Origin of the sequence: Lactobacillus sp. ESL0225 (assembly GCF_003692905.1) — a bacterium.
Lineage (GTDB): Bacteria > Bacillota > Bacilli > Lactobacillales > Lactobacillaceae > Lactobacillus > Lactobacillus bombicola.
In genome coordinates this window covers 1-20,533 of record NZ_REHK01000007.1, presented here as the reverse complement: position 1 = coordinate 20,533, position 20,533 = coordinate 1, and the positions used below count along the sequence as shown (strand labels likewise).

Genomic DNA, 20,533 nt, shown 5'->3' with positions numbered 1-20,533 from the left:
TTTTATTCTCCTAAATGATTAATTGGGGCAAAATGACGGTAAATCTGGTCAAAAACACTAATAAATTCATCAGCTTCAGCTAAAGTATTAGTTTCATCAAAACTCAAACGAATAGCACTTGTAGCTTCTTTATCATCCACATGCATCGCTACCAGTGTACTTGCCTGATCAGTTTTTGTTGATGCACACGCAGAAGTCGTAGACGTATATATATCATGCTCTTCTAAGGTATGAACAAGTGTTTCACCCCTAATTCCCTCCAGCGCAAAACACAAAATATGCGGTGTAAACCCCGCATTTACTGATGAAAAAATTTTAATTCCTGGTTTATCCTGTAGATAGTTAACTATCCTATCTTTAATGGCCTCTTCTTTGACAGCATTACTTTTTTCATTAGCTAAAAGCAAACGTATTGCTTTAGCCATGCCTGCAATTGCGGGTAAATTTTCAGTACCTGAACGCAAACCTTTTTCTTGACCACCACCATCATGCAGTGGCAAAACCATCTTCCCCGCTTTCTTGTAAAGAATACCAGTTCCCCGAGGACCGTGAAACTTATGGGCCGAAAGACTAGAAAAATCAACTCGCGGTGTAAAAACCTGTGACCAAATATCTTTACCAAGTGCTTGCACATTATCAACGTGAAAATGAATATTGGGATAATTAGTTAATAAATCACTGATCTCCTCAATTGGTTGAATAGTACCAATTTCATTATTAACTCCCATAATGGAAACTAAGGTTGTTTCCGAATCTAATGCATTACGCAAATCATTGACATTAACGCGTCCTGCTTTATCAACGGGTAAACGGGTTACACGAAAGCCCAAATTTTCCAAGGCAGTAAAAGCATTTGCTACTGAAGCATGTTCAACACTAGAAGTGATTAAGTGATGCCCAAATGCTTGTTTTTGCAAAGCCGTTCCTTTAATTGCCCAATTATTTGATTCTGTACCGCCAGAAGTAAAGAAAATTTCATTGGTTTTAGTACCTAACAGCTGAGCAATTTGTTTACGTGAGCTTGCTAGCAATTGATATGCCCGATCACCTAATTTATGTAAACTAGACGGATTACCCCAAATATTCTGTGCAACTTGAGTATAAGTATCTAGAACTTCTTGATCAATTTTGGTCGTTGCGCTATTGTCAAAATATATCATGTAATAAAATCATCCCCATGTATTTCTACACTTTTCGCTCATATCAGTGTTTTATAGCATAATTAACTTCGTATAAATTCACTTAATTCGTGAAAAATCGATATTTCGGTCCCTTTTGTGCTTCCCAAATGGGAAACATCAGGATTTTTTGCCAATAGTTATTCTAACATCTTAATGGTCTTTTACAAATCGGAAAATTTTTATAGAAGCTCACACAAAAATAAGTTACTCCAGACAAAGGTCTAAAGTGACTAACTTGTTTAAAAAAGATAGTTAATAATATTTTTTTCACCATAATCATTTATCCTTACCTGCTCCAATTAGCAAATAGCTTCTATTCAATTTATCAGCTTTCAAAGGTGAACCAGTTAACTTCAATACCATAGTTGTACTTTAACATACTTAACTTTTTATCATTACCCTATACTTTTTAGCGACTGCTACCCAGTTATAGTAGTTTTCATCAACTAAACCAAATGAAAAATAAGAAGTAACCTACAGTAAAATAGACGCTTTACCCACTTCTACTTAGAAAAAAATATAATAAGTTGTTAGATATAGTTAAGCAACAAGACTTTCTCACTTGCAACTAGAATTTAATAGTATATTTATTCTATATAAAACCCGTAATTTTAACTATACCCTTTATTATCAATAATTGACAGCGCTTTATTTAAGCGCTAAAATTTTAGTGTTGAAATGAGGAGAAAAAATGAAAAAAATGAAATTTAAAAAAATATTAAAAGTTTTAGCTGCTACACTAATGTTTGCCGTAACTGGAATGGTATTTTCATCAACGCTGCAGGCTAAATATGTGGGACATAATGCTACTCCCACAGAGTTAAGAGGTAATTGGTACGCCTATAAAGGACACAACAAATGGACTCATATAAAAATTACTAAACATGCATTTATATATGACGGCAAAGTTAGTTGTAGTTTAAATAAAAACGGAGTTCGAAAATTGCATGTAATGCGCTATAAGCAAAATGGTAGACCTTATTATGACATGAATAAGTCTAACTATCATTACCAAGAAATTGGTTCGTTCTGGTTATCCAGAAGCAAAGTACAAGATAAAAGAGTAATGAAGTCTTACTACAATATGGGATATTTCACTGTCTATACAAGAAATAAAATAAAGCATGACTATTCTTATGAAGTTAAAGGTGCCGGCTACATGCAACAAATCGGTAAATAGCCAATCAGTATTAGTTAGACCACTGTCAACTTTACATAATAGCCATTAAATAAAGTTAACAAAAAGTCTCACTAAATTAAGACAAATCTTTTTCCCCTAATATTAGTTTGCAAAATCAAAGCCGGATAGCATTAATGAATCCTAATTTTATAGGATTCTTTTTTACTAAAAAATAAAATTCATCTATTTATTAAAGGATAACAGATGTAGCGAAGCAGGCTTATTTTAAGCCTGCTTCTTTCAGAATTGCGTCTTGTGTGCATTTTTAATCCTTTACCACCATTAATTGGACCTAAGATATTTTTCTTTTTGTTATCCATTATTAGTGAAATGCCTTATTTCTCAGCTATATCAATTGTACTTCATACCTATAACGTAATCATGTTATGCAACTATTCGGCTCTCTGCATAGATCACGAAAACGAAAAAATCACTCGTGAAATTTATTTATATGTAACGAACAAACAATCTGAAAAGTACAATAATATGATTCTAAAAAACGGGTCAAAACTGTTCCTCGGCTTAAATTATTGATAATAATGTGTTGAAAAACAGATTTAAATCTTATTAATCATTCTTTATTTAAAAACAGACCTAGATTATTAGGTCTGCTTTTAAATATTAGCTGTTTGTTTTTTCTGAGTAATAAAGATTTTCTAAGCGCTGATATGAACCGGGTTCTACTCTTTCAATAGCTGTCGCAATCGTATCAAGTGCTTCCTTATAATTATATTCTTGGCTATATAGCTGTAATGCTGTTTTTTGTGCAACTCTCACTGCATTATTTGTTGCATATTTATTAGAATACTGCATGGTTAACTCAACTAGACTAGCCGAATTAACAATATCATCAGCTTCACGCTTTAACCGTTCAACATCATCGGAGATATTAATTAATTCATTGGAAATTTTTTCCATGTTAATTCGAACTTGATTAAGCTCTTTAGCCACATGACCAATCTCATTAACAACTAAAGTGTACATTTGCACAAAAGTATCAGGCATGCCAGGTAATTCTTTACGTTCTAAGCGTCGATAAACCAATGACACTTCTTGCTTATACCGGTTAATTGAATCAATTGCAACATTTTCAGCGTCATACAAGCCATCGACATCTTGAGCCATCGCTTTTTGTTTAGAACTGATTACTCGCAATCTCTCCAATATGTGCAACCATGAAGCTTTAATTTCTGAATACACGCCTTTACCATCAGCAAGATTTTGTGTATCAACTGTATATTGACGATTCATATCGTTAACTTCCAATTCAAGCTTACGACTAGCTTCGAGCTCATTATGTGTCAATTCATAACTTTCGTCAATGTGCCTTAATTTTTGAATTAAATCTTTCGCCTCAACCTGTTGATGTGACAGCAAGCGTTGAATCTTATCTTGATTGTCTTCCACAAATGGACGCGCCTTATATTCATTCTCCAAAAGTTGATATAAATCAGATATATTAGACTTAATACTTTTAATTTGTTGGTCTAATTCTTCAATTTTTAAATGGGTCAACAGCTGCCCTGCATTATCAACCAGCTCATAATTTTTTTTGATTTCAGCTAAAACATCAACTTGATTAATACAAAACCTGGATGCTTTCATTTTCTTATAAACTTCTGTTAATTCCTTTAACTGGTTTTGAAATATTGTGTCAAGTTCACGTCTATCAGCTCTAATTTTAGGCAAGACATTGTCAATAGAAATAATTGCCGCTCTAATTTTTGACAGAACTCGCTTAGCTTCAACCTGATCCCCTTGTGCAGTCAAGCTTTTAGCTTCCGCAAAATCACTCTCTACATTAGTTAGTTCATCTTCTAACTTATCAAGAGCAGAGCCATATTCAAAAGATCCAGCTAAAACCTGTTTACGCATTTCTTGATATTTTTTATTTAAATCCTCATACTGCATTTGATTTTCACGGTTTGATTCAAGCAATTCCGTAAAAACATCATTCGTATTCTTGGCATCTTCAAAAGTTGACTGCATAATTGCTTGAGCTTGTTTAATATTTTTGTGTGCCCTAATGAGGTGATAGGAAGTATTTTGCCCTGCAGCTTGATCCAGAAGTTCTTGAACTTGAGGTATTCTCTTATTGGCTGTTTGTTCATAACTTTTACGCCAAGTGTTAAATGTCGTTAGACTTTCACCTGCTAAATCCATTTTATCAAGATTGACAATATCTGCATCTAGGTTCATTCGGTCTATTTTAGCAATCAGATCATCAAGCTCAATAATTTCGTGTAGCTGTCTTCGATTAACAACGAGCATAAATGCTATAACAATAATAATGATTAAAATTGTAATTATTACAACTATGGACTGAGTTGGTGACATATTTTTCCTCCAAAACTAACCCAATTATACCAAATTTATTTAATACTGTGCTATACAGTTTATTAAAATAGACAAGAATTTAGTTGGCGAAAAAATTTAGCTAAAGCATGATTAAATCAAAAAGGATAAAAATTTCCTTTTATACTAACTTAACGACTTTCTTAACGACTTTTTCTTGCTTTAACATAGTTTAATCGTTATAATATGGGACGTGTAAAATATTTGCAGCTATAAGTGACAAGAACGTCAACATCTTAATACGTTTTAGTGAACGAGTAACCGACGCTGCAACAGGCGAAAATGAAAATTAAGATGCACGAATGTTGAACTTATATGTAATATTTTACTCCAAAAACTGTTATCAGATTTTATTGGAGGATTTTATGTCAAGATATACAGGTCCAAGTTGGAAACGTTCAAGAAGATTAGGTATCTCACTTTCTGGTACTGGTAAGGAACTTAGTCGTCGTAACTATGCTCCTGGTCAACACGGTCCTAATTCACGTGGTCGCTTATCTGAATATGGTGAGCAATTGCATGAAAAGCAAAAGTTGCGTTGGATGTATGGACTAAACGAACGTCAATTTAGAACATTATTTAAACGCGCTGGTAAGATTCGTGAAGGTGAACACGGTACTAACTTTATGAGCTTACTTGAATGCCGTTTAGATAGCCTTGTTTACCGCCTAGGCTTAGCTACCACCAGAGAACAAGCTCGCCAATTAGTTAACCACGGTCACATTACTGTTGACGGTAAGCGCGTTGATATTCCTTCTTATGAAGTTAAGGTTGGTCAAATCATCAGCTTAAAGGAAAAGTCAAAGAACTTACAACAAGTTAAGGATGCTCTTGAAGCAGCTGTAGCTCGCCCATCATTTGTTTCATTTGATGAGAACAAGTTAGAAGGTTCTCTTGTACGTCTTCCAGAACGTGATGAAATGGAACCAGAAATTAACGAAGCTCTAGTTGTTGAATACTACAACAAGTTACTTTAATTTCTTTATACGAAAGCCCCTTCTCCCATTTAGGAGGGGTTTTTTTCTTACTTGAAAGGAGACAACACTTAATGTCTGAAGATTTAAATGCTAGAGTGGCTAACGCTGCCCAAGGTATTAGTCCCCAAACGCTGCCTGATGAACGCAGAAGATTTTTAGGTTCTTTACGTGAACGAGTTCTAGTTAGAATGACTAATGCTGAAACTCAGGATATTAGCTTAACGGAACTTTTTTTGTCTCACTTTAAAGATTATATTGGCTATGAAATTTTATTAAATGCTAATGTGAAAGATGAATTTTTAAGTAAAATTGAAACCAATTGTAGTAAATATAATATTACTTTTACACTTATTAATAATGAAACTGCTCAAACAAATCCTGATGATACTGCTGTTTTAGTTGTTGCCAAAACAGCAATTAATAAAATGAGAATTGAAATTAAACAAGTTTATGCTCCTGAAATGGAAAAAGTAGCATTACCTCAGAATAAGACAAAGCAAAAAAAAATTGGCTTTTGGCGACATCTTTTTAATGGGGATAAATAATGAAACCGTTAGCTTATAGAATGCGACCTCAGAACTTAGATGAAGTTGTAGGTCAGTCGCACTTAATTGGACCTGGGAAAATTATTAGGCGTATGGTTGAAGCAAAATTATTGTCCTCAATGATTCTTTATGGTCCCCCAGGCATTGGTAAAACAAGTATTGCTAGTGCAATTGCTGGTTCAACTAAATATGCCTTTCGCATGCTTAACGCTGCTACCGATGGTAAAAAGCAATTGCAACAGGTAGCTACAGAAGGCAGAATGAGTGGTACTGTGATTTTACTGCTAGACGAAATTCACCGCTTAGATAAAACTAAGCAGGACTATCTACTGCCAATGCTTGAATCAGGAGAAATCATTTTAATTGGAGCTACTACTGAAAATCCATATATATCAATTTCACCTGCAATTCGTTCTCGCTGTCAAATTTTCGAATTGCGACCACTGGAATTTGATGAGATAAGTGCAGCAATTGATCGCGCTTTAGCAAACAAAGAAAATGGATTAGGCAAATATCAAGTCCAGTTAACTCCTGCAGCCAAAAAATTATTAATTGAAAATGGTAATGGTGATTTACGTTCAACTTTAAATGGCTTGGAATTAGCTACTCGTTCAACCAAACAGGAATTACTTACGGCAAAGAAAAATATTACTAAAGGTTTTACAATTGACCAACAAGAAATGGCTAATTCAATCCAAATGCGTAATCAAAATTTTGATGCTGATGGCGACGGACATTATGATCTCATTTCAGCCTTCCAAAAGTCAATTCGCGGCTCTGATACTGATGCTGCACTGCATTATTTAGCTCGGTTAGTTGAAGCCGGTGATTTGATTTCAATCTGTCGTCGTCTCAGCGTAATTGCATATGAAGATATTGGTCTTGCTAATCCTGCAGCTGTTCAGCATGCGGTAATTGCGATTCAAACAGCTCAAAGTATAGGCTTGCCTGAAGCAAGAATACCATTAGCGAATGCGGTGATTGAACTATCTTTGTCACCTAAAAGTAATAGTGCAATTAGTGCAATTGATGCAGCTTTAGCCGATATACGTACACAGGATTATGGCAGTATTCCGAATAATTTAAAAGATACACACTACCAAGGTGCTAAAAATCTAGGACATGGAAAAAATTATATTTATCCTCATTCTTTTCCTGGCGATTGGGTGCCTCAACAATATCTTCCTGATAAGTTATTAGGTAAACAATATTTCATGCCGAAAGGCAATTCTAAAATTGAGAAAGGCTTGCAAAAGCAATATAAAATTCTTCACGATATGCAAAAAAATGGCTTACAGAATAGTTAAACAAGTATTAGACTTGCGTTTTAAATAAATTTAAGTAGCTAAAATACATAAAAAGGCAGAGAAATTAAATTCTCTGCCCTTTTTATTTGCCTAAGTCATAAATCTTAGGCGTATTTTACTTAATTAAGAAACTACTTTACTTTAAAGTTAGCTTTTTTAACATTTTTATTATTGTCTGTAATATAGTACATCTTACTCTTAATTTTAACAGGACTACCGTATGTCTTAACAAGATGATTTTTCTTTAAAACCTTTTTGCCGACCCGATTACCATATTGACTATAAAGATAAGCATTATGATCTAAACTTAACTTTTTCCCGTCAATATTTCCTGCAGCTAAGTACATACCATTGTCTAAAGTATAGTATGAGTTCCCATTAATCTGCTTCTGACCAGTTGTATTAACTACAGAGCCTGCATTTAAGATTAACTTATTGCTACGTTTTCCAGTCCCATCATAAATATACGCATTATGTTTAAGCGTCTTTTCAACTGATGGCTTAGTATTATTGTCAGCAACTGGTGTATTAGAAGTTACTGCAACACGTTCAATTTTAGTAGCAAGCTGAGGTCGCAGAACATTGGCAGCTTTAACATACTGATTAGTAGCGATTATAAAGTACTTTTTACCCCTAATCTTTACAGGAACGCCATATGTTTTCACTTTCGTACCTTTCTTCAAAGTTGGTTCTGCTTTAATCCTCTTACCATATTTATTATAAATATAAGAATTATGACCTAACTTCTGTACAAGGTATTGTGCATTACCAGCTGCAATATAATATTTTCTATTACTTGCACCTTGATCTATAGCAACATAATATTGTCTCCCAGCAATATTTTCAAGGCCATAAGTTGTCACAATCGAACCAGCTTTAAGTACGACCTTATTGCTACGTTGCCCATTTTTGTCATAAACATATGCATTATGAATTAAAGTAATATCTTTACCTTTTTCCTGATCAATGTCTGTGCCATTGCCTGTGCCGGTGCCGGTTCCGTTTCCTGTGCCATTACCAGTTCCATTGCCGTTGCCAGTTCCGTCTCCGTTACCTGTGCCACCGGTGCCGGTTGCGTTGCCGTTACCTGCATTTGGTACTAAGTTATTAACAATATTTTTAATTGCCTCATCACGAGCTTTATTTACTTCAGTAGCACTTGGTGCTTGATCAATTGTTCCAGGAGTAGTAACTGTCCCATTAGCTTTACCTACTTCTTGATCAATTTTATCCTTGATAGCTTTCTTTTCTTCACTAGTATAATCTGTTTTATCAGTATGCTTAAGCTCATCAACTTTTTTCTTAGCATTCTCTGCAGCATCTGCCACTGCACCTTTGGCTATTTCTTTTTCAGCAGCTAATTTATCCTTGTTTATAGCATCTGCCGATGATCCAGTTGCATTTTTATGATCTTCAAAAGCCTTATCAGTTTTTGAAGTATCCGCATCTGGTCCAAAGTTTGTGTGCAATTTGTCTACAGCATCCTTGTGACTTTGTGCTATCTCAGCTGCAGCATCCGTCTTAGTTTTATCTGCATCAGCTTTACCAGCATTGTCCTTAACCGCATCAATATCAGCGATTGCCTTGTCCTTAGTTGTAGTTACGGCCGCACTATCAGTCATTGTTGGGTCGTCGATCTTACTAATTGCATCTTTGCCAATTGTATCAACTGCATCTTTATCTGCTTGATTAGTTAATCCAGGCTTAACTTTATCAGCTTCTGCCTGAATTTCAGCCTTGGCCTTTGCTTTAGCATCAGCTAAATCAGCCTTGTCCTTAGCGGCTTTACTATCAGTCACAATTTGATCAATTGCTTTGTTGGCATCATCCTTAATTCCGTTAGCCTTATCTGCCGTATCAGTTGTTGGACTATCTATCTTATCCTTGGCATCTTTGGCATGATTATTAATATCGTCAATAACCTTGTTTTCATCTTCAGGCTTGAGCCCTTCTTTTTTGGCTTCATCAATTGCACTATTGGCGTGGTCATCAAGCTCTTTCTTAGCTGCATTTTTAGCCGCTTGTAATTGGGCATCAGTTAAAGCCTGATCAATATTAGTTATCCCTTCATTCTTTCTAGCATTAATATCAGGTACTGTAGCACTACCATTTACATTAGCAACAGCGTCATCATGAGCTTTTTGGGCTTGTTCTTTAAACTTAGCCTTTTCTGCTGGAGTTAAGCCAGTTAAACCATCAATTTGTTTAGCAATTCCTGGATTACCCGCTGTACCATTACCATTTAATTCATTGTCTAATTCTTTGATAGCATCAGCTTTAGCTTTACTAATTGCATCTTCATCAACTTTACCAGCATTGTCCTTAACCGCATCAATATCAGCGATTGCCTTGTCCTTAGTTGTAGTTACGGCCGCACTATCAGTCATTGTTGGGTCGTCGATCTTACTAATCGCATCTTTGGCAATTTTATCAACTGCATCTTTATCTGCTTGATTAGTTAATCCAGGCTTAACTTTATCAGCTTCTGCCTGAATTTCAGCCTTGGCCTTTGCTTTAGCATCAGCTAAATCAGCCTTGTCCTTAGCGGCCTTACTATCAGTCACAATTTGATCAATTGCTTTGTTGGCATCATCCTTAATTCCGTTAGCCTTATCTGCCGTATCAGTTGTTGGACTATCTATCTTATCCTTGGCATCTTTGGCATGATTATTAATATCATCAATAACCTTGTTTTCATCTTCAGGCTTGAGCCCTTCTTTTTTGGCTTCATCAATTGCACTATTGGCGTGGTCATCAAGCTCTTTCTTAGCTGCATTTTTAGCCGCTTGTAATTGGGCATCAGTTAAAGCCTGATCAATATTAGTTATCCCTTCATTCTTTCTAGCATTAATATCAGGTACTGTAGCACTACCATTTACATTAGCAACAGCATCAGCATGCGCTTTTTGGGCTTGTTCTTTAAACTTAGCCTTTTCTGCTGGAGTTAAGCCAGTTAAACCATCAATTTGTTTAGCAATTCCTGGATTACCCGCTGTACCATTACCATTTAATTCATTGTCTAATTCTTTGATAGCATCAGCTTTAGCTTTACTAATTGCATCTTCATCAACTTTACCAGCATTGTCCTTAACCGCATCAATATCAGCGATTGCCTTATCCTTAGTTGTAGTTACGGCTGCACTATCAGTCATTGTTGGGTCGTCGATCTTACTAATCGCATCTTTGGCAATTGTATCAACTGCATCTTTATCTGCTTGATTAGTTAATCCAGGCTTAACTTTATCAGCTTCTGCCTGAATTTCAGCCTTGGCCTTGGCTTTAGCATCAGCTAAATTAGCATCTTTTTCAGCTTGATTGATTGCATTAGTGGTATCCTTGACAATTTGATCTATTTTACCCTTAGGATTTGGATCTGAATCAGCATTATCAATATCTGCATTGGCCTTACCAACAGCATTATCAATATCACTAATTGCCTTATCATGAGCTGCTTGAGCTTCATTTTGTTGCTCTTTAGGCAAACTATTGTAATCAGCATTGATTCTGTCCTTAGCAGCTTGAGCTTTTTCGGCAATATCAGCTTTAGCTTTAGCCTTAGCTTGATCTAAAACTGCTTTAAGTGCGTTATTTTTGGCAGCGTTGATATCGCTCTCGCCCTTTGCTTCAACTTGATTTGCTAGATCCTTAGTTCCTTGTTTTGCAACATCACTCTTAGCTTGATCGCGAATATTCTCAATCGCTTTTTGGGCGTTTGCTTTATCTTCAGGTGATAAAGTAGAACTATTAATTTGATCAATAGCATCTTTAGCTACACTATCTAACTTAGCTTGATCAGCAGCAATTGTTTGATTAAGATCCATTGCATCTTTTAAAACATTGTCCATGTTATCAATGCCAGTTTTCTTTTCTTGGTCAATCGTACTAATAGTATTGGCAGCATCAACCTTACCAATTGCATCAGTATAAAAACCGTTTACTTTATCAGTTAATGCTTTTTTACCAGCAGCATCAATTGTATTTAAGCCATTAATTTGTGTATTAACTCTATCTTTTTCAGCTAATAGTGCTGCTTTAGCAGCATTTTTAGCTGCTTGCAAGTCTGCATCAGTTTGAATTTGATTCAAATTATCACGACCAGCTGCAGCAGCGGCTTTTACACCTGCCTCGTCAGTTGCACCATTAACGGCACTTTTAGCTGCAGTTAATGTATCATCTATTTTCTTACCAAAATCTGCTTTTTCTGTTTCAGATAAATTAGGATCGGCATTGATATGATCGCGTACTTTTTTGGCTAGCGCATCTAATCCATTATCAGGATCATTAATTGCTTTATCCTTAGCATCTTGAAGATTCTTGGCAATAGAATTGCCAATACTATCAACAATCCCCTTCATACCATTAATAGCATTAGTCTTATCTGTATTAATTGCATCAATTGTCTGGTCGCCAGCAATTTGGGAAACAGCAGGATCATAAATATCATTAATCTTTTGCTTCAGATCTTTTACTTGATCTGGTGTCATTTGATCTGCTTTTGCATCAATTGCCGCCAAATCTTTATCTTTTTCAGCTTTTAATTCCTGTAAAGCCTTAGCCCTAGATGCAGTTAAATCAGCATCATTTAGATCTTTATTAATATTCGCTTCACCTGCTTGCTCTGCAGGATCAACTCCTAGTTTGTCAGCGGCATTAATCTTATTAGTTGCATCAGCCACATCAGCGTTAATTTGATCTTTAAAGTGTTCTTTATTTGTTGGACTGAGCTGATCAGCTGGAATATTGTCAATTGCTTTTTTAGCAGCTTCAGCTTTAGCATTAAGCTTATTAATTGCATCAGCTTTTTGTTTATTCAAAGCTAAATCATCCGCAGCTTTACCAACACTATTGATATTATTAATAGTGTCAGCATGTTCAGCTGGAATATTATTAGGATCGGTTTCATTCTTAATCTTATCAATACCTGTTTGAGTTGCATTATCGATTTTATCATTTAAAGCTTTAGTATCTTCAGGCTTAAGATCAGGATACTTAGTTGCGATTGAATTCTTTGCAGCCTCTTGAGCTTTCTTAATATCATCTATTGCTTGTTGCTTACTTTGTTCAACCGATAAGTCACCAAGTAAAGCATCTAGAGCATTTTTACCCTTGTCATAGGCATCCTTAACTCCAGGTAAATCTGCTGCTTTGTCAATTTGTTGATTATATCCTAGCGGATCTGTCAGATTATTAACAATCTGTTTTGCTTTTGCTTTCGCATTGGCAATTCCGGCAGCAGTTAAACCAGATTTATCAATTTTATCTTCGATATCTTTTTCATAAGCATCTAATTTAGCTTTATTAGCACTCTTAGCTGCCTCAAGAATACCTGTTTTACCGTCGGCGATATCTTGCTTGATAGCTGCAGGATCTTTATCAACATCAATTTTACCACTAGCAGCAGTTAATGCATTATCAATCCCTGAAGTATCTGTTCCTGTACCAATATCTTGTTTAGCTTGATCGGCATTTGCTTTAACTTGTGATTTAGCTGCTTCTCTGAATTGACTTAACACATCATTTTTACTAGTATTTAATGCTTTGCCAACTCCATCAATAGATTCGGCATTGTCAATCAAAGTATTGGCATTTTTAACCGCATTATCAATTGCTGGGTTTGTTGTAACACCTAAAGCGGCCTTATCAACATCAGAGTCTGCTTTTATTTGAGCTTTAGCAGCCTCTTTATATTTATTTAAAATATCATTTTTACCATTAATAACATCTTGTTTAATTTCATCAATTGTATTATGGCTATCAATATTTGTATCAGCTGCTTTTACTGCGTCATCGATGCCTTTATCTAGTGCATTAAGATTATCTTTGTTTTCGGCTTTATCAGCTTCCGCTTTCACCTGAGCTTTAGCGGCTTCTTTAGCAGCTGCAAGCAAGTTATCTTTAGCTGTATTTTCAATACTATCAGCAGTGGCTCGATTATCAATTGCCGGTGTACCATCAGCAATTGCATCAATCTTATCTTGTTCTTTCTTGACAGCATCAGCAATAGTCTTATCATTAGGAATTCCTAATCCATCTTGATATAACTTACCAGTACCTGCAATTTCAGCTTTAGCAGCTTCTTTATTGAATTTGTTTTGTGCAATAGTTTTAGCCTGATTAATACCATCATCAGTGTTCTTACCATAAATTGACTTACTTGGATCGTAACCATCTGTTCCAGGTTTAGCCGTTGCAGCTTTAGCAGCTTCATCAATCGCATCAAGATATGGCTTTCTATCAACTGGATTTAAGCCTGAATTATTAACACGATCTTTAGCGGCTTGAGCGGCTTTCCCTATATCATCTGCAACTTTTTGTTGCTGTTTAGTGGCATGAGTATTGTTAATATCATCAGTACCCTTAGAACCGTCTGGGTCTTTACCGTTAATAATATCATCGACTGCCTTATTGGAGTTATCTTTAATATCATCAGTGTCTTCTGGATGCTTAGCAATTTGATCTTTAGCAGCTTGCTCGACCTTTTTAATAGCATCAATTTTTGCATTGATACCATTGATGATATCTTCCGCTTCTTTTCTATGCTGCTCAACTTGAGCTTCGCTTGCATCAGTATCGATGTCACCACCAGCTTTAGCAATGTCAGTTGGTCGACTGAGTTGATCCTTCAATTTTTCAATTGCTGCTTTTTCATCAGCATTTAAAATTGGGTCAGCTGCAATACTATCAATACCTTGTTTAGCTTGATCAATTTTGCCATTGATTTCAGTTTTAATGCCCGTTTTATAATCCGTTACTGCTTGATTAATTGCATTTAACCCAGTTGTTTTTTCAGTATTAACTTTGCTTTGTACAAGATCTGCAGTATCGTCTGGTCCAGTCGTTGGAATACTATTAATATTATTAATAGCTGCATCTTTAGCAGCATCGATAACTGGTTTTTGACCAGGATAAGCAGCATCTGCGGCATTAGCCTTATCAGTTATTTCATTAATAGCTGAATTTTTGATTGATTGCTTAAGTGCAGCAGCAATTTTATCAAGAGCTGCTTGCTTACGTTTAGTAATTTCTGCTTCAGAATCACCAGTATAAACAGAGGAAGCAGTGTGATCTGGACTAACCGGTTTAACTGCATCAGCACCAGTTGATGTCATTACATCATCAAATGCCTTACTTTGATCTGAAGTTAAATTGGTCGGCTTCTTGGCTTTAGCAGCATCAATTGCATCATTGATTTCTTTAGCAGCTTTATCTTGAGCATCAGCTAAAGATGTAATTCCTAAATCTTTAACTACTGGACGAATTCCTGCTTGGACATCAGCCGGATTGTAACTAACAAAATTAGCTGTAGGAATTAATGAAATTGCATCCCCCTTTGCTAATTGAGCTACATCAACTGAAGGAATAGTAAATTCGAAAGTTCCATCATCATTTACTTTAGCGATAAACTGTGAGGGTAAATCCGATGCAGTAGTAGAACCATACGGGTTGGCAATTTTCGTGTCTTGTAAATACTGCCCAGATTTAGAACCCTTATATTGAGCAATTATATAAGCCCCTGTGCCACTAGGAAGGTACTTATCAAGTAGACTACCACTGTTAGGCCCATCGGTAGTGGGATTATAATTGGTAACTTTACCACTAATCTTACGTGAACCATCCGCATTAGTAGTGACAACAACACTATTAGGATCAATATCTAAAAAGCCACTTTGATTTGCTTGAATTAATTGTAGGTTATTATAGCCAACAGCTGTTGGATCAGTAAATATTTTTTCAAAAATTGTTTTGTATAGACTATCATAAGTAACATTTCCAGTAGTCGCAGCTTTTTGTATAGCAGCTGCTACCCCCTTTAATTCTGGCAATTGTAAAATTCTACTAATATTAGGATCTGAAATCATACTTTGATAAGTGTCAAAGTTGAATGTTTTCATACCATTAAGTAATTGAACAAGATCTACAATAACCCCCTGGGTACCTTTTCGAACTTGTAAAGTATGTAGTGGTGGCAGAGTGATAACTCCACCATTTATTGAACCAAGATCTAGTTTTTGACGCGCATTGGTAACAGTAAATGCATTATTTCCTACAATACTTGTTCCTAAGCTTTTATTTAAATGAGCATCTAAGACTAATGAAGTTGGGTTATTAATATTCATACTACCTGGAACATTGAGTAAGACTATGTTACCTGTTCCAGCATTACCTACTAACTTAATACTTAAAGAACCATTGTTAATATCCGCTTTACCAGCAATATTAACTAATGTCCCAGCATACTTACCCATATTCTGACCAGTAATATTTAACTGACCATTAGAGGCAATATTCAAGTTCCCATTAATCGAAATCAAGTTATTAGCTGCAAGCGGATAGGTTGTAATATTGCCATTAGTAGTCACATTGACCAACGCACCACTATCAATATTAAGAGTTGATGACTTGCCTCCAATATAAATTGCTCCAGCTTGAGCCCAATCTGTACTACCATTTATACCATCAAAATCAAGCTTACCAACATTGATTTTTAAGTTGCCTTTGACATCAATGCTATTGTCATTTCCAGGTGCAACCGCAATAATACCGTACCTAGCATTGGTACCTTTGGAAGGTATTAAGTTGATACCACCTGCCGGAGAATTACCAGCTGGCCAAAGAGTAACATTAGCACTAGGTTCAACAATCACCTTGTTACCCGTACCATCTAACACGATAACACTGTCATTTCTAGTAATCCCAGTAAAAGAGCCATTAAAGTCGACAACATTTGCCGAGCCAGAAATACTTAATAATGGACGATTATCTACTAACCCATCGACTGCAATTGTCCTAGCAGTATTAGTACCTTTGAAATTAATGTGAGTGTTACTACCAGCATAAATCATCTGAGAACCACTAAAATCCACGTTCTCAAAATTAATGATTGCACTAGAAGCTTGGTCAGACCGAATTACACCATAGGTATCAGCACTATGCAAAATAAGATTTTGAAAAGTTAAATTTAAGATCCCACTTGTAACAGTTGGATGATTACCTTTGAAATCTATTACATATCTATCTAAACCATTACCGTTAGACTTAATTAAAAGATTTCTACCCACAAAATTAATTGGTATTGTATTTTCGCCTGTACCACCAACAGGAGCGTCTAAAATGTCGTTCATAACATCAATTTCGCTAATAGTAGTATCTGCTATTGCTTTAGTAAGTTCGTCCCAATTATGAACCTGAGCAACATTACTAGTAACATCTTGGGTGCTAATTGCAACACTCTTTTTACTATCATTGGATTGAGTAATTGTATTGGATGAATCTAGTGGCTTATCAGTTTTGGTTACAGTATTTTCATCGGGAGCAACATTCCCTGCAGGTTGATTTGATTTTTGGGCTGAAGAATCAGCAGAAGAAATTGACTGACCTGAATCACTAGGATATGGTTGAGTATCACTTGCTTTAGCAGTAGCAGGTGCTTTTAAAAACGACTGTAAGGCAGAGTAAGTTGATAAATCAGTTTTAGCAGCTTTATCATTACTATTTGTTGTAGATTCAGGACTTTTTGGGTCTTTTGTAGAATCAGTTTTGGGAATACTTACTGAAGTATTCATAGAATCATCTTTACTTGCACTTGCTTGAGCATTTGCAGACTCAGCTGCAGGTTGTGCCTTTTGTGTATCTGTAGAGTCTGCATTAGGTGCAGCACTAGCGGCTGGTACTGGATTAATGGTATCCGCTTTGGTAGTTTGACTAGTTAAACCAAAGAAAGTAAAGCCTAATAAAACAGAAGCAGCACCAATACTCAATTTTCGAATTGAGAAGTGATCTTGCTTTGCTTGCATCTCCATCTTCCTAAGTCTTTCGGTAAAATTATTTTTTCCTAACATAAAACTATCCTTTCACAAATTAGTTGGCTCCGATCGGTAACCGTTTAAACATTGTAGTTCTTATAAATTTTATTATCAATTTTAATAATTTATTTTGATTATTTTTTATAATAATTTAATTAAAAATAATATTTTTTATAAATAGCTAATATTATTTATGCAATATTATATTGATATAACAATGTTTTAAATAATAATATAAAAAATAAAAATAATAATTTTTTATTAATTAATATTTTTAAGTATAAATATTTTTAATATATAATACCAATACATATAAATATTTTATATGTATATGTGAATATTTTTTAAAAAGATGAACAATAATTAGTGAAAAAATACTATTTTACGTGTAGATAAAAAGTAATAATAAAATATTTTGGTTATTAAAACTATATATATTATTAATAATATAGTATATTGCTAATATTTTATTGACAAGCTTCTTTTAAATTGAATTGGTAACAATTATTTTTTATTTCAAATAGCAAATCAATACTATACGATATATAAAAAATATTTTAAAACCCAAAAATGCTAAAGCTTTATAATAATAACGTTTTTTAGCTGTTACTTCCCTTAATTTTATAAGCAAAAATCTGGTAATAACAGTTAAACTATTTGCTAGCTTATTACCAGATATGCAGCAAATTTGATAGCTATTACTCAAAAATGTAGTGGATGGTCGTTAGTTTTAAATTAACCTTTCTATAGATATAAAATATACATATAACTAAAATTTTTTGTCTTATGTAATAATAAATTTAGAATAGTGATATTTTATTACTTTGGCAGCTTTAAATAAGTTTAATATTAAGATTATATAAAAAAAGGCTAATTCTACATTGAGAATTAGCCTTTTTTAGTAACTTTTTTACTTAATTTCTACTTTGTTATGAAGTTAGCCTCCTTAATATTTTTATTCTTGGCAATAATGTAATACGTACCATTCTTAATTCTGACTGGACTTCCATAAGTTCTAACCAGCTTGTACTTTCTGACAACCGAATGGTTAAGACGATTACCATATTGACTATAGAGATAAGCATTGTGTTTCAATCTTAATTTCTTTGCATCTATATTACCAGCTGCAATATACATACCGTTTTCCAATACATAGAAGAGACGATTATTAATAGTCTTAGTACCTATAGTATTAACAATTGAACCGGCCTTAAAGATTAATTGATTACTACGAGTGCCCTTTTCATCATAAACGTAAGCATTATGCATAATTTGCTTTTCATTTACTGCAACAGCTGCGTCAGCGGTTGGGGTATTGATTGGTTCTACCTCTTCTGCTTGTGTTTCAGTAACAATCTTCTTTAGCATAACATTTGATGCTTTTACGTATCGATGCTTGGCAATGATAAAGTATAACGAACCTCTAATGGTAACTGCACTACCGTAAGTATTAATTAATCTATCCTTACGTAGTAATCCTGCCGAGTTGATCCGTCTACCATATTGGTCATAGACAGCTGCATTATGCACTAACTTCTGGACACGATATTTAACATTACCTAGTGCCAAGTAATACTGTTTATTAGCAGCATTTTGATCATGCAAAATGTAGAATTGACGTCCGTTAATGGTTGTTACCCCATAAGTTGTCACTACAGAACCAGCCCCTAGAATAACCTTATTGCAACGACTACCTGTTTGATCATAAAGATAAGCATTGTGCATTAGGGTTACATCTACACCATGAGCATTATCTTTAGATGAAGAATTGTGACCTGGTTCAGAATCTGATGAATTCGGTTTGTTTGCCGTGTCATTTGGTGTACCTGGTGTACCCGGTGTACCTGGGGTGCCTGGTGTACCTGGGGTGCCTGGTACATTTGGAATATTACCTGAATCATGATGGTTTCGATCATTTTGAACCTTTGGATCTTTAGTCCAAATGTCCTTAGCCGCGTCACTATCTTGGGTACTATCCTGGATAATTTGGTTAATGGCCGCGTCACGGTTTGTGTCAACTTCGCTAGTTGTCTTCGAATTATCAATCTTACCCTTACCTTCAGTTACAATCTGGTCGATCTTGTCCTTGATTGCGTCCTTTTCATTAGTGGTGTAGTCACTTCCGTCTTGGTGCTTGAGGCTATCAACCTTCTTCTTAGCGTTAGTAGCGACGTCATCTACGACACCCTTGGCAATTTCTTTTTCTGCCGCTAACTTATTATCATTGATTTCTTGTTCGGTGTTACCCGTGATTTGCTTATGATCATTAAAGCCCTTGTCAGTCTTTGAGGTATTCGCTTGATCACCGAATTCTTTATGAATCTGCTCAACTGCATCTTGGTGCTTTTGGTTTAATTCGTCTTCAGCTTTTTGCTTAGCTTGATCATTTTGAATCTTCGGATCATTAGTCCAAATGTCCTTAGCCGCGTCACTATCTTGGGTACTATCCTTGATAATTTGGTTAATCGCTGCGTCACGGTTTGTGTCAACTTCGCCAGTTGTAGTTGAAGCATCAATCTTACCCTTGCCTTCAGTTACAATCTGGTCGATCTTGTCCTTGATTGCTTCCTTTTCATTAGTCGTGTAGTCACTTCCGTCTTGGTGCTTAAGGCCATCAACCTTAGTCTTGGCGTTATTAGCGATGTCATCTACAGCACCCTTAGCAATTTCTTTTTCTGCCGCTAACTTATTATCATTGATTTCTTGTTCGGTGTTACCCGTGATTTGTTTATGATCATTAAAGCCCTTGTCGGTGTTTGAGGTATTCGCTTGATCACCAAATTCATTGTGAATCTGATCAATTGCATCTTGGTGCTTTTGGTTTAATTCAGCTTCAGCTTTTTGACGCCTTTCTTGTTGTACCGCTGAATCCTTATCCAAGATGTTTTTAATATTACCTGGAACTAAATCATTCTTGATATTTCCAATCGCCGTATTCTGGGCACTAGTTACATCTTCTGCGCTCTTACTTTGGTCAATTGACCCATTTTCTTTAGTGGCAGCTGTACGCTCTTGTTCAAGTTGTTTTATAATAGCTTGCTTTTCAGTATCGGTCAATGGGGTCTTATCATCATGGGTTAAGCCCGCTACCTTATTCTTTGCATCAATTAAGGCATCTTCAACGGCACCCTTGGCAATTTCTTTTTCTGCCGTTAACTTATTAGTTTGAACGTCTTCAATTTTAT

8 protein-coding genes are annotated in these 20,533 nt (G+C 35.3%); 4 read left to right on the top strand and 4 right to left on the bottom strand.

Annotated elements, in window-relative coordinates; genetic code table 11:
• Positions 1-2: 2 nt before the first annotated feature.
• Positions 3-1,160 carry a cysteine desulfurase family protein gene (locus F5ESL0225_RS03090; protein WP_122047838.1) on the bottom strand — a complete coding sequence of 386 codons (1,158 nt, stop codon included), beginning with the start codon at positions 1,158-1,160 and terminating at the stop codon, positions 3-5.
• A gap of 712 nt (positions 1,161-1,872) precedes the next feature.
• Between F5ESL0225_RS03090 and F5ESL0225_RS03085 the strand changes: the two genes are divergently transcribed.
• The gene (locus F5ESL0225_RS03085; protein WP_122021563.1) at positions 1,873-2,361 is read left to right on the top strand and encodes a hypothetical protein; all 489 of its coding nucleotides are present in this window, start codon (positions 1,873-1,875) and stop codon (positions 2,359-2,361) included.
• Between the two features lie 621 nt (positions 2,362-2,982).
• Here the strand turns inward: F5ESL0225_RS03085 and ezrA are convergent.
• Positions 2,983-4,698, bottom strand: a complete 1,716-nt coding sequence (gene ezrA / locus F5ESL0225_RS03080; RefSeq protein ID WP_122021562.1) for a septation ring formation regulator EzrA — start codon at positions 4,696-4,698, stop codon at positions 2,983-2,985.
• A gap of 383 nt (positions 4,699-5,081) precedes the next feature.
• Between ezrA and rpsD the strand changes: the two genes are divergently transcribed.
• From rpsD to F5ESL0225_RS03065, 3 genes are all read left to right on the top strand, one after another.
• Positions 5,082-5,693, top strand: a complete 612-nt coding sequence (gene rpsD, locus F5ESL0225_RS03075) for a 30S ribosomal protein S4 (RefSeq protein WP_090091726.1) — start codon at positions 5,082-5,084, stop codon at positions 5,691-5,693.
• Positions 5,694-5,764: 71 nt separating this feature from the next.
• Positions 5,765-6,238, top strand: coding sequence for a YueI family protein (locus F5ESL0225_RS03070; RefSeq protein ID WP_122047837.1), 474 nt, complete (start codon positions 5,765-5,767; stop codon positions 6,236-6,238).
• Positions 6,238-7,545, top strand: coding sequence for a replication-associated recombination protein A (locus F5ESL0225_RS03065; RefSeq protein ID WP_122021560.1), 1,308 nt, complete (start codon positions 6,238-6,240; stop codon positions 7,543-7,545). Before F5ESL0225_RS03070 ends, F5ESL0225_RS03065 begins: the two co-directional genes overlap by 1 nt.
• Before the next feature lie 131 nt (positions 7,546-7,676).
• Here the strand turns inward: F5ESL0225_RS03065 and F5ESL0225_RS03060 are convergent, their stop codons facing one another.
• Both F5ESL0225_RS03060 and F5ESL0225_RS03055 read right to left on the bottom strand, forming a co-directional pair.
• Positions 7,677-17,384 carry an SLAP domain-containing protein gene (locus tag F5ESL0225_RS03060; RefSeq protein ID WP_122047836.1) on the bottom strand — a complete coding sequence of 3,236 codons (9,708 nt, stop codon included), beginning with the start codon at positions 17,382-17,384 and terminating at the stop codon, positions 7,677-7,679.
• Between the two features lie 885 nt (positions 17,385-18,269).
• The coding region (locus F5ESL0225_RS03055; RefSeq protein WP_122047835.1) for an SLAP domain-containing protein at positions 18,270-20,533 on the bottom strand (2,264 nt) is incomplete at its 5' end.

Coding starts and splice junctions, on each gene's coding strand:
- F5ESL0225_RS03090 (WP_122047838.1), bottom strand. CDS start 1,160: ATGATATATTTTGACAATAGCGCAACGACCAAAATTGATCAAGAAGTT.
- F5ESL0225_RS03085 (WP_122021563.1), top strand. CDS start 1,873: ATGAAAAAAATGAAATTTAAAAAAATATTAAAAGTTTTAGCTGCTACA.
- ezrA (WP_122021562.1), bottom strand. CDS start 4,698: ATGTCACCAACTCAGTCCATAGTTGTAATAATTACAATTTTAATCATT.
- rpsD (WP_090091726.1), top strand. CDS start 5,082: ATGTCAAGATATACAGGTCCAAGTTGGAAACGTTCAAGAAGATTAGGT.
- F5ESL0225_RS03070 (WP_122047837.1), top strand. CDS start 5,765: ATGTCTGAAGATTTAAATGCTAGAGTGGCTAACGCTGCCCAAGGTATT.
- F5ESL0225_RS03065 (WP_122021560.1), top strand. CDS start 6,238: ATGAAACCGTTAGCTTATAGAATGCGACCTCAGAACTTAGATGAAGTT.
- F5ESL0225_RS03060 (WP_122047836.1), bottom strand. CDS start 17,384: ATGTTAGGAAAAAATAATTTTACCGAAAGACTTAGGAAGATGGAGATG.